Raw genomic sequence first — 14733 nt, 5'->3', positions numbered from 1 at the left:
AAAAATTGACTCATGAGAATACACCACATCGCCGTCTGGACCTTCCGATTAGAAGACATGAAAGAGTTTTATATCCGCTACTTTCAAGGCACAAGTAACGACAAGTACATCAACCCCAAAAAAGGATTTGAGTCCTACTTTATCCGCTTCGACAGCGGAACCGAGTTAGAATTGATGAGCCGTACCGATGTACAAAACACTGCCATTAAAGAAAACAGGCTGGGATTAACCCATTTCGCCTTTGCACTCAACAGCAAAGAGGAAGTTCTTGAACTGACGGAAAAACTGCGCAATGCCGGATATACCATTGCCGGAGAGCCTCGTACCTCAGGCGACGGCTATTTTGAAAGTGTAGTGCTCGACCCTGACGGCAACCGGGTGGAATGTGTATTCAAAGCAGTCTAAAAAGTCATTTTACATAGAATTTACATCAACACCTTTCACCCCACATTGTACTAAGTTTCTTATGTTTGCAGCATAATTCATAAGTTGATTTTAAATTTACCGGAAACCATGAAAATCATTGCATTTCTATTTACAGCGTTTATCAGTCTGCAAATGTTCGGACAAGAGAAATTCCCCGACGGCACACCAATTCCCGACTGGTTCAGACAAAACGAAATCGTAAACATTGAAACACTCGGAAAAAAATACACCATAACCGACTATGGTGTAGTGAACGACAGTACAATCCTGCAAACAGAAAAGATACAGGCAGTAATAGACCAAGCAGCCCAAAACGGCGGCGGTGTCATCATCATCCCCAAAGGAACGTTCCTCAGCGGTTCAATCTTCTTCAAGCCGCAGACACACTTATATATGGAAGAAGGCGCGGTATTGAAAGGAAGTGACGACATCAGTAACTTCGCCATTGTCAACACCCGTATAGAGGGGCAAAGCCTGAAATACTTCGCTGCCCTCGTAAATGCCGACAAAGTAAACGGTTTTACAATCTCCGGCAAGGGGACAATCAACGGCAACGGACACAGGTACTGGAAGTCATTCTGGCTGCGCCGTCAAGTTATCCCTAAATGTACCAATATGGACGAGTTGCGTCCCCGCTTGCTCTACATCTCCAATAGCAGCGATGTGCAAATCTCCGGAGTGCGCCTCATGAACTCACCGTTCTGGACTACACATATCTACCGCTGTAACAACATAAAATTGCTGAATCTCCATATCTTTGCCCCTGCCGCTCCGGTGAAAGCGCCAAGCAGTGACGCGATTGACATTGACGTATGCAACAACGTACTGGTTAAGAATTGCTATATGTCAGTCAACGACGATGCTGTAGCTCTGAAAGGCGGTAAAGGTCCATGGGCGGATAAAGATCCCAACAACGGCAGTAACACAAATATCATCATAGAAGATTGTACATACGGTTTTTGCCACAGCGGCCTAACGTGCGGCAGTGAGTCGATACACAACCGAAACATCATACTCCGCCGTTGCAAAATCAGTAATGCCACCCGTTTACTATGGCTGAAGATGCGTCCCGACACTCCGCAACATTACGAATATATCTTGGTGGAAGACATCACTGGCGACGCCAAGAGTATGCTGCTCATCAAGCCGTGGACACAGTTCTTCGACCTCAAAGGCCGTAAGGACATTCCTCTATCACGCGCCAACAACGTAACTCTGCGCAATATCAATCTGGACTGCGACATCTTCTTCAACGTAAGCAAGTCCGACCAATACGAATTGAAGGACTTCACTTTCGAGAATCTGAATATCAAAGCAAAAGATGCCAAATGTGATAAAGAGATTATCTCTAATTTTGAATGGAAAAACGTTAAGGTCAACCAATAACGTTTGTCTCAAAGCTGCGCAACATTCTGATTTCTTCCGCCCAAAGTGATTCATCGGGAGTCTCAAGCACAATCGGCATATCATTGAACCGTTCATCTTTCATGAAACGTTCAAAGAAACCCATACCGATTAGTCCTTTCCCGATGCTATCATGGCGGTCTACACGACTACCCAACGCCTTTTTGGAATCATTCAGATGGATAGCACGAAGGAAACCGAAGCCAACAGTCTTATCGAAATCCTCAAAGACCTTATCGTACTCGTTCACAATATCATACCCCGCCGTATACGTATGGCAGGTGTCGAGACAAACACCCACGCGCGATTTGTCTTCCACACGGTCGATGATATGCTTTAACTGCCAGAACTCATTGCCTACATTACTACCTTGCCCGGCTGTGTTTTCAATAACAGCCGTAACGCCCTGTGTCTCTCCCAATACCATATTGATAGACTCCGCTACCTTATCCAGACAAGCCTCAACGGAAATCTTGTTCAGATGACTGCCCGGATGGAAATTCAGCAATTTCAATCCCAGTTCTTCGCAACGCTGCATCTCATCCAGAAAAGCCGCACGGCTTTTCGCCAGTCCTTCCTCTTCGGGATGTCCCAAATTTATCAGATAGCTGTCATGCGGAAGAATATAACGTGCATCAAACCCATACTTCCCGCAGTTCTTCTTAAATAGAGCGATACTTTCCTGCGTCAGGGGTTTTGCCACCCACTGGCGCTGGTTCTTGGTAAACAAGGCAAAGGCATTCGCCCCTATTTCATGTGCATTGACGGGCGCCAGTTCCACACCGCCGCCGGCTGATACATGCGCACCTATAAATTTCATATTCCGAGTATTATTCATTAGTTTATTGTTCTATCATAAATTGCCACTGGGACTTTTTCATATCTACGAAGCCGTTTGCCTTGAACCGGACCCCTTCGTTTTCCAGCAACGTCCGTTGCTCCGTCCATCCCGGCACCAATCTACCCTGACTGTTCACAACCCGATGACAAGGCAGATTCAACTCCTCCGGTGCATGATGCATAGCCTGTCCCACCATACGCGAACACTGGGGCCTACCCGCCAGATAGGCTATCTGCCCATACGTCGTCACACGTCCCGCAGGGATAGCGGCAACAATACTGTAAATATCTTGCAGAAAAGCATCACGGTTCATAAAATAAAATCTTTCTTTCCGGCAAAGATAACGTAAACAGAAGGTATAAAAAACAAGTCCGGCTATTTTTTGTACGGTTTATAGGAAAGTGCCTGCCCCCAGCGTATTATCGTCATAGGTGATATTCTGCTGGCGGAGCATTTCGCCCTGAGGAGTAAACAACAGCTGATATTTTATCTGCACATTCGGTTTGCCCACTTGTATGGCCACGATGGATTGCCATTTGGGAAACTGCACCCAAATAACGTTCTGCACCACCCCGTCCGAAAACTGACTGGCAGCAAAGGCATTGAACACGGCGGCGGGCACTTCGTCCAACGTTTCCCAGTCTGTTTGCTTCATTACCCATTCCGCATCCGAATTGAACCAGACTTTGGTATCGAAGCCATTCATCATAAAATCCGCCACATAATATTCCTTATCCTGTGACCAAGCTATGCCGACGGCTGTGGGATAGATCTTTTTAAGAGCTATTTGCACGCTGTCGGGAGCATAACCGGCAGAAACGGATATAGATGCCAAAAGCATCAGAATCAATAAAGAAGTTTTCAATTTATTCATAATCGTTCAGGCATTAATGACTCACCGCAAATGATGCGGCAAGCATGGATTATACATATTACACGAATTATCACAGATTAATCAACAGTATCATTTCGTTTTTTGTTTGGTATTATACCTGCAAAGATTAATTTTGCAACGTAAATCCATGAAAGCGATATGATAAGCATATGTCCTGTTCTCCATAACAAGAAACAATACCTCGACCTCCTACTCCTCGCCGACGAGCAGGAACACATGATAGACCGTTATCTGGAACGTGGCGAAATGTTCGTCCTGACAGATGCAGGTGACATAAAAGCCGCTTGTGTCGTTACTCGTGAAGCGGAAGATGTTTTCGAGATAAAGAACATCGCCACCTACCCGCAATTCCAGCGACAGGGATATGGCAGGATGCTGATAGAATATCTTTTCGAACGGTATGCAGGCAGATGCCGAACCATGTTCGTAGGTACGGGCGACAGTCCTCTGACCGTTCCCTTTTATGAAAGCTGCGGATTCACATATTCGCACCGTATCCCCGACTTTTTTACGGACAACTATGACCATCCCATATACGAAGCGGGCAAGCAACTGAAAGATATGATTTACCTAAAACGCAGCATGAATGAGTAAAAATAATACCCGCCTATCACGCATCGCCCAAGAGCAACGCACCGTAGAACAGATGATCCGTCTCTACTGCCGCAAAAAAGAGGGCAACAAAGAACTCTGCCCGCAATGCCTCGAATTATTGGAGTATGCCCGCATACGCCTGTCCCGCTGCCCGTTTGGCGAAAAAAAGAGCACTTGCAGGCTCTGCCCCATTCATTGCTACAAGCCTGCCATGAAAGAACGGATGCGAGAAGTGATGCGGTATGCCGGACCACGAATGCTATTCTATCATCCTGCGGCGGCACTCCGGCATTTATGGAAGGAGTATATACATCAATATTTCAGCAAACGCCTCGGACTGCCATGCCAGGAACAGCATAAACAGTAGACCTCCGTCAAGTCATACCCTTCCAAAGAAGCGGCAAGGTCTTTGGGTACAATCTCTCCCTCGCGCGATACATATACAGGCAGGCGCTCCCCGTTACCGTTCAGCACAAAAAATGCCCCCACCTTGCATTGGGGGCATATCATTTTACGCATCATCAGTTAAAGTAATATAAGAAAATCGCGATTCCTTCGAGCGCTTTCTTCTTTTCACCCTCTATTTCGATGGCAAACTTGATTTCCGCCTTTGCCACACCACGCAGATTTGCCAACGAGTGCAGGGAAGCTACCAGACGGATGTTCTGTCCCGACAGTACAGCCTGACCGAACTTCATCTTGTCCATGCCATAGTTAATCATCATCTTCAGATTGTTTACCTCAATTATCTGGTTCCACAGATGGGGCAGCATGGAGAGAGTGAGATAGCCGTGAGCAATGGTACTCTTGAAAGGACTTTCGGTCTTGGCACGTTCGGTATCCACGTGAATCCACTGATGGTCCAGCGTTGCATCGGCAAAAAGGTCGATGCGCTCCTGCGTAAGCTCCACATACTCCGAAACGCCGATTTGCTGACCTACCAGTTTTTCAAAATCCTCATACGAGTTAATAATAACTTTTTCCATATATTCTTTGTTTTATTGGGTAAATAGCGTTGTAAACGGTAACAAAGATACCGCTTATCTCCGAATAAATTACAAGTGAATAGAGGGAATAAACATAAATTTGTACCTTTTTTATAAACAGATGCATATGGCTTTACATAACAACAAGAATTCAAAAATCAACGAGTACCATAACCTGTATCTGCTTTTTTTCATATCTCAATCCCAAAATCTTTTCATTTCAGCGAATTATCCCTATTTTTGTAATCATTATATATCAGGTATAATTAAAATATAAATTACCATAAATGTTTCTGTATGGACGCTAAAACGGATTATAACCTACTTTCAGAAATAATGCGCAATGCCGATATGGGTTGGTGGGAAGCCGACGTGCAAAATGCAAGTTATATCTGTTCCGAGTACATTGCCGACCTATTGGGCTTGAAGGAAGACGGATTCATCAGTTTTGAAGACTTCAACAAACGCATCCTGAAAGAGGAACAACCGCACACCACCGCCCATTCCTTCCAAAATATACAGCAGACGAATGAAGCTGTCTACCTACTGGACACCGTAAAAGGCCCCATATGGATACGAAGCAAAGCCTGTATGCAGAAAACCGATGAAAACGGGAACAATAAGATTTACGGCATAGCCGAAGTGCAGGACGGTCCTTATATGTCATCTGCCTCGCAAGTGCTGCAACAGCGCGAACGGTTATTGCACAACATCTACAAGAACCTCCCGGTAGGCATCGAACTCTACAACATAGCCGGCGTACTGATAGACCTCAACGACAAGGAACTGGAAATGTTCCATCTGCAACGGAAAGAAGACCTCTTGGGCATCAACATCTTCGACAACCCCGTATTCCCGCAAGAAATGAAGGAAAAACTGAGGAAATACGAAAATGCCGACTTCACTTTCCGTTACGACTTCTCACAGGTAGGCTCTTACTACAATCCGCAGATCAAGACGGGCACAATGGACCTCGTAACCAAAGTAACCACGTTGTACGACGAAAACCACGTCCCCATCAACTACCTGCTAATTAACGCCGACAAAACCGAAACCACCGTAGCCTACAACAAGATACAGGAGTTCCAGAGTTTCTTCGAGCTGATAGGCAACTATGCCAAAGTGGGATATGCCCAATACAACCTGCTTACCCGGCAAGGAGATGCCCAACACAGCTGGTACATCAATATCGGCGAACAGGAAGAAACACCCCTGTCCGAAATCATCGGAGTGTACAACCATATCCACCCCGACGACCGCCGGTATATGCTCAACTTCTTGGATAATGCCCTAAAAGGCACGGAAGACAAATTCAACAAGGAAATACGTGTACTCAGAGAAGACGGCAATTATTCGTGGACACACGTCAACCTGATAGTGCGAACTTATGCCCCCGAACGAAACTGCATAGAACTCATCTGCATCAACTACGACATCACCCGGCTCAAAGACACGGAAGCCATGCTGATACAGGCCAAAGAAAAAGCCGAAGAATCAGATCGCTTGAAATCGGCTTTCCTTGCCAATATGAGCCACGAAATACGTACACCACTGAATGCTATTATCGGTTTCTCCGGCCTCTTACCCTACATAGAAGATACCGAAGAACGGAACCGTTACATCGCCCTGATAAACCACAACAACGAATTGTTGCTGAATATCGTTAACGATGTGCTGGACTTGTCAAAGATAGAAGCCGGACACATAGAGCTGAATCCCACTTGGTTCAGCCTCTCAGAGCTGATTGACACAAGCTGCACCGAATACCAACGTAATGTTCCCGAAGGCGTAACTCTCAAAACCCGCTATCCGGCATCCCCTTGCTTGATAGAACAAGACCCGATGCGTATTAAGCAGGTATTGAACAACCTCATATCGAACGCATTGAAAAATACAACGCAGGGATATATCGAGGTTTCCTACGAGACAGACCAATCTGAAGCAAGAATAAGTATTACGGACACCGGACGGGGAATTCCCCAAGAAAAACTCGGTATAATATTCGAGCGGTTTGAGAAAGTGGACTCTTTCGTACAAGGAGCAGGATTAGGTTTGTCTGTCTGTAAGTCCATCATAGAGCACATGAACGGAAACATTGAAGTAGCATCCACCGTAGGCAAAGGCAGCACGTTCACCGTAACGTTCCCCTGTCAAGTGCAGTTAGTGGAATAAACGAAATACAGAGAAAGAGAAAAATATGATAACACAGAAAGAATTTACCCTCACCCCTCACCGACGCGGTTTTCATCTGGTTACGGAAGAAATAGCACGCAACCTGCCACCGTTGCCGCCAACCGGATTATTACACTTGTTTATCAAGCACACAAGCGCTGCACTCTCCATCAACGAGAATGCCGATCCGGATGTGCAGACAGATATGGAAGCCATCTTCAACCGCCTTGTAAAAGAACGTGAACCCTACTATGAGCATACCTGCGAGGGTGATGACGATATGCCGGCGCATGCCAAATCCACCATTGTCGGAGCCTCCCTTACCATCCCTATTACTAATGGACGGATGAATATGGGCATTTGGCAGGGTATCTATCTTTGCGAGTTCCGCAACCGAGGCGGTGGAAGAAAAATCGTAGCAACCGTCATTGGATAACCCCTGCCTATGAAAAGAGCCATCATCATAGGAGCCACCTCGGGTATCGGACAAGAAGTAGCGCACTTATTTGTGCAGCAAGGCTGGTATATAGGCATTGCCGGCAGGCGCGAAAACGCCCTGCAGAATATGCAGCAAGCCTATCCCGGACAAATAGAGATACAATGCCTCGACGTAACAAAAGAAGATGCCGTCCTACATCTCAATGAACTGATAAGCCGCTTGGGCGGTATGGACTTGTTTTTCCTCAGCTCCGGTGTGGGCTATCAGAATAGGAACTTGGAACCGGAAATTGAACTACATACCGCACGCACCAACGTCGAGGGTTTCACTCGAATGATAACCGCCGCTTTCGATTATTTCAAGAAAACGGATGGCGGATATATCGCTGTAATCAGTTCCATAGCCGGCACTAAGGGATTAGGAGTTGCACCCGCCTACTCCGCCACCAAGCGATTTCAAAATACATATATCGACGCTCTGGCGCAACTCTCACGGATGCAGCATCTTAATATCCGATTCACGGACATCCGTCCGGGTTTCGTAGCAACGGACTTGCTACGGAACGGCAAGTATCCAATGCTGATGAACGCTGATAAAGTGGCGCGGCACATCGTCCGGGCATTGAAACGGAGAAAACGGGTAGCAATCATTGACAGACGCTACCGCCTATTGGTATTCTTCTGGCGAATGATTCCACGTTGGTTGTGGGAACGGTTGCCTATAAAAAATTGATTTCGTATCTTCACGCCAATAAACCCAAAAACAACCAAGATGAAAAGAAATGCCAAATATATGATGCTTACAGCCACAGTTGCCTTATGTACAGGTGCTTCACTGCCCTTCCTCTTCGGAAGCAGTGTGCTGAATTCTGAGCAACAGTCGGTTAAATCGGAAGTACCCTATTGTGTCACTTCCCCTGCCGTACCTGCCAAAATTACCTTTGCCGGACAAGAAGTGGACTTGCTACGCTACGACCACCGCGAGCGTATGGACCGCGAACTGATGTCATTCACTTATATGCATTCCACCACAATGCTCACCGTAAAGCGTGCCAACCGCTACTTCCCCATCATAGAACCTATATTAAAAATAAACGGCATACCGGATGATTTCAAGTATCTTGCCGTAATAGAAAGCGCCCTTAACCCGCTTGCCAAATCACCCGCCGGTGCCGCCGGAATGTGGCAGTTCATGCCCGGCACAGGACGCGAGTTCGGCTTGGAAGTAAACAATAATATCGACGAACGCTATCACGTGGAGAAAGAGACGAAAGCCGCCTGCAAGTATCTGAAAGAAGCCTATGCCAAATACGGTAACTGGCTCTGCGTAGCCGCCGCCTACAATGCCGGACAAGGACGTATCTCCACGCAACTGGAAAAGCAAATGGTAAGTCAGGCTGTGGACCTTTGGCTGGTGGAAGAAACCTCACGCTATATGTTCCGCCTGTTGGCGGCAAAGTCTGTTATCGGCAACCCGCAGCAATACGGATTCTTACTGAAACGCGAGCATCTCTATCCGGTCATCCCTTACACAGAAGTGAAAGTCACTACCGGAATAGCCAACTTGGCACAATTCGCCAAAAGCAAAGGCATCACCTATGCACAGCTGAAAGACGCCAACCCCTGGCTGCGAGACACTTCACTGATGAACAAAAGCGGACGTACATATATCCTGAAAATACCGACACAAGCCGGAATGCACTACGACCCGCGCAAGACCATTCCCCATAACAGGGACTGGGTGATAAACTAAGGATTAAGTCTGTTTCTCCGTCAGATACTTCCAATAGCGCACAGGCATATCCTGCCTGTGCTTACGGGGATTCAGCCTTTCTTTGATGCAGATTGCCTTGAAATAGGTTTTCCAAAGTTGTTGAAAGAGTTTCTCGTCTTTGTCCATAAGGCTTTCGTCCAACATACCCGTCACAAGGTGCCCTTCTTGGCTGTCCTCGCCGAAGGTAACTTCGCGCACCTCTTTCAAGTCATAATAATAACCGTAGGCACGCTTGATGTCGTATATCAGCCAACGCTGGTCGGCAAATCGGTCTCTAAAATGCCCCGTTATCAGGGGGAGTGCGTTTTTCTCCGGTTCTACGGCAGCGAAATAAGTGCCGTCCGCCGCTTTTTGGAAACGAATGAATTGCAACATCCGTATGCGTTCCCAATCCACCCGCTTCCACATACGCGAAAATTCCAAAACATCGGGGTCTGCAAAATTAGTTTCAATGGAACGGGGAGCATCTATTGCCTTGCAGATATAGCGAAACAAGAGTGATGCCGTTTCCGGCTCCTCCGCCAGCCAGCATTGTGCAAGACAGGACAAAGCGGATGAAGATAGTTTTTTCTGTAAACCACGCCAAACCCTGCCCGATTTCTCTTCATCGGAAACCACAGTAAAAACCTCATCATAGAATAAAGGAAACGGCTCTCCCTCCGCCAACAAAACATCCGGAAAGCTGCGACGGGAATAAGCCTCAAAAACAGCAGTCAGCAATCCCTCAAAAGTATTATCGAATATAAACAGGTTCATTCTCCTTCTTCTCCAAAATTAAGTGTCAACTGCCTGTCATCGTATTTCTTTTTAGACTTCTGCACCAACAGGTTGCGCACCCCTTGCGGAGTCATTTCATTGACCGTACGCATAGGAAGTTCACTGCACGTTATGAAATACTGCGCTTTTTTCATCACCACGCCCATCTTCTTCAACTGATAAAATCCTAATTTGGAAAAACGACGGGAAGCGACTATCAACCGCGCCGATTTCACACCGATGCCCGGTATGCGAAGTATCATTTCATAATCCGCCTTATTGACGTCAACAGGAAACTGTTCGGGATGGCGTAATGCCCACGACAGTTTCGGATCTATCTCCAAGTCCAAATCCGGGTAAGCGTCATCTACAATCTCATCTACCTTGAACTGATAGAAACGCAGCAACCAGTCTGCCTGATAAAGCCGGTTCTCACGCACTAAAGGCGGCTGCTTCAGGGCCGGAAGGCGCTTGTCATACATATTCACCGAGATATATCCGGAATAATAGACACGCCGCATTGTAGGACGCTGATAAAGAGCCGATGAAAGGGAAAGAATATCTTTGTCCGTTTCGGCGGTAGCCCCCACAATCACTTGCGTACTCTGTCCTGCCGGGGCGAAACGGGGTGCGTGGCGATACTTCTTGCGTTCTTCCGCACTCTCCAAAACACCTTGCTGGATGTATCGCATCGGAGTAAACACACTTTTATGGTCTTTCTCCGGAGCAAGCATTTTAAGGTTTTCTTCTTTGGGAATTTCTACATTAACACTGAGACGATCGGCATAAAGTCCGGCTTCGTTCACCAACTCGCGACTGGCTCCGGGAATGCTTTTCAAATGGATATAGCCGTTGAAGCGATGAATGGTACGAAGGTCTTTGGCCACGCGCACCAACCGTTCCATTGTATAATCGGGATTGCGCACCACACCGCTACTCAAGAAAAGCCCTTCTATATAATTGCGGCGATAGAACTCCATTGTCAAGTCCACAAGCTCGCTGACGGAAAGTGTGGCACGGGGCAAGTCGTTACTGCGGCGGTTGATGCAATAGGCGCAATCGTATATGCAGTAATTCGTCAACATCACCTTCAGCAACGAAATACAGCGTCCATCTTCTGCAAAGCTGTGGCAGATGCCCCATCCGCCCACAGTATTGCCCACCATGCCCGCCTTATTGGAGCGCACAGTGCCGCTGGAAGAGCAAGATACATCATATTTTGCCGACTCCGCCAATATCTTCAACTTATTCAATACATTCTCGTCCATCTACGACTTATCTATACAAAAAGAGTTGTGTATAGAAAAAAAAAGACCGCCGGACGGCAGTCTTTCACAGCATTAAATCTGCGTTTTCTCTTACTTCTTAGAAGCTTCCAAAGATGCCTTACGGAATTCTTTCATTGTCTTTTCGATTTCCAAAGAAGCCTTACGTGCACGAGTACCGGCTGCCTTGTTACCGTTTTCCAACTGAGCTTTTGCATCTTTCTCGAATGCTGCATACAATTCTGCAACTTTTTCAACTAATTCTTTCATAATCCTTTTTAAATTACTTCGTTAATAATGTCCGACAAAAATACATTCTTTCTTGAAATAAATGCAGAAAAACGATATTTTTTTTGAAATAATACGCAAAATCGGCACAAAAAAGGGCTCATACGTGTTTTTTATCTACTTTTGCAGGTATGAAAACGCTTACTGATGCCCAATATATATATGCTCTCATAGCCGAAGGAGAGCACCAGCAACAGGATTTCAAGTTCGAAATATCCGATGCGCGAAAAATTGCCAAGACGCTCTCCGCCTTTTCAAATACAAACGGCGGGCGTCTCCTTATCGGTGTAAAAGACAACGGAAAAATAGCCGGAGTGCGCTCCGACGAGGAACATTATATGATAGAAGCGGCAGCCCGGTTGTACTGCCGGCCGGAAGTATATTACAGTATGCAGACCTATCAGGTAGAAGGCCGCAGCGTGCTACTCGTGCAGATTGATGAAAGCGAACGCAAGCCTGTCTATGCCAAAGACGAAGACGGAAAGTACCTCGCCTACCTGCGCATTAAAGATGAAAACATACTCGCCACCCCGGTACACCTGCGCATCTGGCAACAAAGTGAAAGTCCCAAAGGAGAATTGATGGAATATACCGAAAGGGAACAGCTATTACTTGATTTATTGGAACAAAACGACCGGCTGTCACTGAATCGTTATTGTCGTCTGGCACATCTGTCACGCCGTTCCGCAGAGCATTTACTGGCAAAATTCATTCGCTACGACATTGTAGAGCCCGTATTCGAAGGACATAAGTTTCACTTCAGGCTGAAATGAAGTAGAAAAAGAGTTGGAGTGCTGGTAAAAAGCAAGTTATTTACTACCTTTGCATCCGTAAATTAGAAAAATTATCATCATGGGTATATTTGCCAAACTATTTAACAAGAATTCGGAAGAGGTTTCTTCCAAAAATGTGGAAGACTTCGTCTCATTGACGCGCGTCTACTTCCAGTCTGTGATAGCCGCAAACTTGGGTATCACCAACATCCGCTTTGTACCGGATGTAGCTAATTTCAAACGTTTATTCAAAATCCCCACACAGGGCGGCCGTCTGGGACAAGCGGAAAAAGCTGCTTCCCGCAAGATGCTGATGCAGGACTACGGAATCAGCGAGAACTTCTTTAAAGAAATTGACGCTTCCGTCAAAAAACACTGCCGCACGCAGAATGACGTACAAGGCTATCTTTTCATGTATCAGGGTTTTTCCAACGACCTGATGATGTTAATGGGCAACTTGATGCAATGGAAATTCCGTATGCCCTCTATCTTTAAAGGCGCACTACGCAGTATGACCGAAAAAACAGTACACGAAGTTTGCACCAAGACCGTTTGGAAAAAAGACGATGTACACAAAACGGCCATGACTGTCCGCCAGTATAAAGAACGTCTGGGATATTCGGAACAGTGGATGACCGAGTATGTGTACAATGTAGTTATGCTGGCAAAGAAAGAGCCAAAAAAGAAGGGTGACGAACAAGAAAAAGCATAAGCTAAAGTTTTGACAAACAAGTGCAAACGCTTTTTCTATGGAAATAGAGCAGCATCCCTTAAAACCTTTTCTCCCCGGCAATGCCCGTTTGCTGATGTTGGGGAGTTTTCCGCCGCAAAAGAAGCGATGGTCAATGGAATTTTATTATCCGAACTGGAATAATGATATGTGGCGCATTGTGGGGCTCTTATTCTTCAATGACAAAGATTATTTTGTAGACAAATCCCGAAAAGCCTTTTGCAAAGAATGTATCATCAACTTTTTGAACGAAAAAGGAATAGCACTGTTCGATACAGCCACTGCCGTACGACGGTTGCAGGACAATGCATCCGATAAGTTCCTTGAAGTAGTACAGGCTACCGATGTAACCGCATTGTTGCAACAACTGCCACAATGCAAGGCCATTGTTACTACGGGGCAAAAAGCCACAGATACGCTTTGTGCACTGTTTTCACTGAAAGAACCCAAAGTCGGAGACTTTACAGAATTCATTTTTGAAAATCGCCCCATGCGGCTCTATCGTATGCCTTCTTCGTCAAGAGCCTATCCGCTGGCTTTAGAAAAAAAAGCGGCAGCCTATCGCATTATGTATCAGGACCTACAAATGCTATAAGCAAATTCTCCTTTAAAATAAAGTGACAAAGGACTTGCAGATTTGAAAGTTTCCATTACCTTTGCAGCCGCAAACACGGGAGTAGCTCAGTTGGTAGAGCACCGGTCTCCAAAACCGGGTGTCGGGAGTTCGAGCCTCTCCTCCCGTGCAAAGATAAGGTCATGTAAATTAGCATTTACATGACCTTATCTTATTTATCTCCCGGTGTTCACATCCGATACAACCGTTATTCCGCAAAAATTATCATTCAGGAAATACCTATCAGTTTATGTGTCTGCAAACTCAACCTCCACTTAGGATGCTGCATTACGCACGCCACAGTTTCCGCGGTATTGCTACAAGAACAAGGTTGCAGAAAAAAGTGTCCGGCAGGAAGCGACTCATATACGGCAATATCCTGTCCCTCGTACACCACCTTCACTTCATCCATACGAGAGATTTCCACCTTTGCCCCTTGCTTGGGCGAGCAAGTCACCCAGTCTATATTATCCGGCAACGGATGCGTCCCGTTAGTCTCGATACAAACATACTTTCCTATCCGATGCAGACGGTCTACAAACTCACGATCAATCCAGAGCGAGGGTTCCCCACCCGTCAGTATCACCGTCCTCGCAGGATATTTCCCCACTTCCGCCAAAATCTCTTTATCAGACATCAACACTCCCTCTTCATGTTGCGTATCGCAAAAAGAGCATTTCAGATTACAACCGGAGAAACGGACAAAAACGGCCGGAGTGCCCGTATGAAATCCCTCTCCCTGCAAGCTATAAAATATCTCGTTAATTTTTCTCATAAG

Annotated in this window: 20 protein-coding genes and 1 tRNA gene; 12 read left to right on the top strand and 9 right to left on the bottom strand. The window is 46.1% G+C overall.

All coding sequences use genetic code 11. From position 1 onward, the window contains the following. Positions 1 to 12 precede the first annotated feature (12 nt). Together KG118_RS12500 and KG118_RS12495 are read left to right on the top strand one after the other, a co-directional pair. The gene (locus KG118_RS12500) at positions 13 to 405 is read left to right on the top strand and encodes a VOC family protein (RefSeq protein WP_117710703.1); all 393 of its coding nucleotides are present in this window, start codon (positions 13 to 15) and stop codon (positions 403 to 405) included. Positions 406 to 513: 108 nt separating this feature from the next. Beyond that, positions 514 to 1812 carry a rhamnogalacturonidase gene (locus KG118_RS12495; RefSeq protein ID WP_117710704.1) on the top strand — a complete coding sequence of 433 codons (1299 nt, stop codon included), beginning with the start codon at positions 514 to 516 and terminating at the stop codon, positions 1810 to 1812. Here the strand turns inward: KG118_RS12495 and nfo are convergent. From nfo to KG118_RS12480, 3 genes are all read right to left on the bottom strand, one after another. Continuing rightward, a complete protein-coding gene (nfo, locus tag KG118_RS12490) occupies positions 1802 to 2650 on the bottom strand; it encodes a deoxyribonuclease IV (protein WP_117710952.1) in 849 nt (282 codons plus the stop codon). The genes KG118_RS12495 and nfo overlap by 11 nt on opposite strands. Positions 2651 to 2672: 22 nt before the next feature. After that, positions 2673 to 2984, bottom strand: coding sequence for an MGMT family protein (locus KG118_RS12485; protein ID WP_117710705.1), 312 nt, complete (start codon positions 2982 to 2984; stop codon positions 2673 to 2675). A gap of 78 nt (positions 2985 to 3062) precedes the next feature. Next, a complete protein-coding gene (locus tag KG118_RS12480) occupies positions 3063 to 3545 on the bottom strand; it encodes a PepSY-like domain-containing protein (RefSeq protein ID WP_117710706.1) in 483 nt (160 codons plus the stop codon). A 159-nt stretch (positions 3546 to 3704) separates the two neighbouring features. Between KG118_RS12480 and KG118_RS12475 the strand changes: the two genes are divergently transcribed. Together KG118_RS12475 and KG118_RS12470 are read left to right on the top strand one after the other, a co-directional pair. Beyond that, entirely contained in the window at positions 3705 to 4160 is a 456-nt protein-coding gene (locus KG118_RS12475; RefSeq protein ID WP_117710707.1) for a GNAT family N-acetyltransferase, read from the top strand. Beyond that, positions 4153 to 4527 (top strand): nitrous oxide-stimulated promoter family protein, encoded by a 375-nt coding sequence (locus tag KG118_RS12470; RefSeq protein ID WP_117710708.1) that lies wholly within the window; start codon positions 4153 to 4155, stop codon positions 4525 to 4527. Before KG118_RS12475 ends, KG118_RS12470 begins: the two co-directional genes overlap by 8 nt. On the opposite strand, the gene KG118_RS12465 is transcribed toward KG118_RS12470, so the two are convergent. Together KG118_RS12465 and KG118_RS12460 are read right to left on the bottom strand one after the other, a co-directional pair. Continuing rightward, on the bottom strand, positions 4473 to 4679 hold the full coding sequence (locus KG118_RS12465) for a hypothetical protein (protein ID WP_117710953.1): 207 nt from the start codon (positions 4677 to 4679) through the stop codon (positions 4473 to 4475). The two genes, KG118_RS12470 and KG118_RS12465, sit on opposite strands and share 55 nt — an antisense overlap. 2 nt (positions 4680 to 4681) lie before the next feature. Further along, positions 4682 to 5146: a MaoC family dehydratase gene (locus tag KG118_RS12460; RefSeq protein ID WP_117710709.1), complete on the bottom strand. Its 465-nt coding sequence runs from the start codon at positions 5144 to 5146 to the stop codon at positions 4682 to 4684. Between the two features lie 297 nt (positions 5147 to 5443). Between KG118_RS12460 and KG118_RS12455 the strand changes: the two genes are divergently transcribed. Genes KG118_RS12455 through KG118_RS12440 form a run of 4 tightly spaced genes read left to right on the top strand, consistent with a single transcriptional unit; the run spans position 5444 to position 9509 of the window. After that, positions 5444 to 7318 (top strand): PAS domain-containing sensor histidine kinase, encoded by a 1875-nt coding sequence (locus KG118_RS12455; RefSeq protein WP_117710710.1) that lies wholly within the window; start codon positions 5444 to 5446, stop codon positions 7316 to 7318. Between the two features lie 25 nt (positions 7319 to 7343). Beyond that, the gene (locus KG118_RS12450) at positions 7344 to 7754 is read left to right on the top strand and encodes a secondary thiamine-phosphate synthase enzyme YjbQ (protein WP_117710711.1); all 411 of its coding nucleotides are present in this window, start codon (positions 7344 to 7346) and stop codon (positions 7752 to 7754) included. Positions 7755 to 7763: 9 nt separating this feature from the next. Then, on the top strand, positions 7764 to 8489 hold the full coding sequence (locus KG118_RS12445; RefSeq protein WP_117710712.1) for an SDR family NAD(P)-dependent oxidoreductase: 726 nt from the start codon (positions 7764 to 7766) through the stop codon (positions 8487 to 8489). Positions 8490 to 8528: 39 nt separating this feature from the next. Continuing rightward, positions 8529 to 9509 carry a lytic transglycosylase domain-containing protein gene (locus KG118_RS12440; protein WP_117710713.1) on the top strand — a complete coding sequence of 327 codons (981 nt, stop codon included), beginning with the start codon at positions 8529 to 8531 and terminating at the stop codon, positions 9507 to 9509. A gap of 3 nt (positions 9510 to 9512) precedes the next feature. Here KG118_RS12440 and KG118_RS12435 read toward each other — a convergent pair whose 3' ends face one another. The 3 genes from KG118_RS12435 to KG118_RS12425 all read right to left on the bottom strand — a co-directional run bounded on the left by KG118_RS12435 (position 9513) and on the right by KG118_RS12425 (position 11821). After that, on the bottom strand, positions 9513 to 10286 hold the full coding sequence (locus tag KG118_RS12435) for a TIGR03915 family putative DNA repair protein (RefSeq protein ID WP_213388538.1): 774 nt from the start codon (positions 10284 to 10286) through the stop codon (positions 9513 to 9515). Beyond that, positions 10283 to 11554: a putative DNA modification/repair radical SAM protein gene (locus KG118_RS12430; RefSeq protein ID WP_117710715.1), complete on the bottom strand. Its 1272-nt coding sequence runs from the start codon at positions 11552 to 11554 to the stop codon at positions 10283 to 10285. The genes KG118_RS12435 and KG118_RS12430 overlap by 4 nt, the downstream gene beginning before the upstream one ends. Positions 11555 to 11644: 90 nt before the next feature. Then, complete coding sequence (locus KG118_RS12425; RefSeq protein ID WP_009121302.1) at positions 11645 to 11821, bottom strand: histone H1; 177 nt, start codon at positions 11819 to 11821, stop codon at positions 11645 to 11647. Between the two features lie 149 nt (positions 11822 to 11970). Here KG118_RS12425 and KG118_RS12420 point away from each other — a divergent pair, with 149 nt between their 5' ends. From KG118_RS12420 to KG118_RS12405, 4 genes are all read left to right on the top strand, one after another. Continuing rightward, positions 11971 to 12612, top strand: a complete 642-nt coding sequence (locus tag KG118_RS12420) for an AlbA family DNA-binding domain-containing protein (RefSeq protein ID WP_117710716.1) — start codon at positions 11971 to 11973, stop codon at positions 12610 to 12612. A gap of 79 nt (positions 12613 to 12691) precedes the next feature. Further along, positions 12692 to 13324, top strand: coding sequence for a hypothetical protein (locus KG118_RS12415; RefSeq protein ID WP_117710717.1), 633 nt, complete (start codon positions 12692 to 12694; stop codon positions 13322 to 13324). Positions 13325 to 13361: 37 nt separating this feature from the next. After that, complete coding sequence (locus KG118_RS12410) at positions 13362 to 13937, top strand: uracil-DNA glycosylase family protein (RefSeq protein WP_117710718.1); 576 nt, start codon at positions 13362 to 13364, stop codon at positions 13935 to 13937. Between the two features lie 75 nt (positions 13938 to 14012). Beyond that, a tRNA-Trp gene (locus tag KG118_RS12405) sits at positions 14013 to 14085 on the top strand. A gap of 99 nt (positions 14086 to 14184) precedes the next feature. Here KG118_RS12405 and KG118_RS12400 read toward each other — a convergent pair. Continuing rightward, positions 14185 to 14730, bottom strand: coding sequence for a 7-carboxy-7-deazaguanine synthase QueE (locus tag KG118_RS12400; protein ID WP_117710719.1), 546 nt, complete (start codon positions 14728 to 14730; stop codon positions 14185 to 14187). Positions 14731 to 14733 lie beyond the last annotated feature (3 nt).

It is taken from the genome of Bacteroides propionicigenes (assembly GCF_018390535.1).
Lineage (GTDB): Bacteria > Bacteroidota > Bacteroidia > Bacteroidales > Bacteroidaceae > Bacteroides > Bacteroides propionicigenes.
This window is presented reverse-complemented; position numbering and strand designations above follow the sequence as displayed.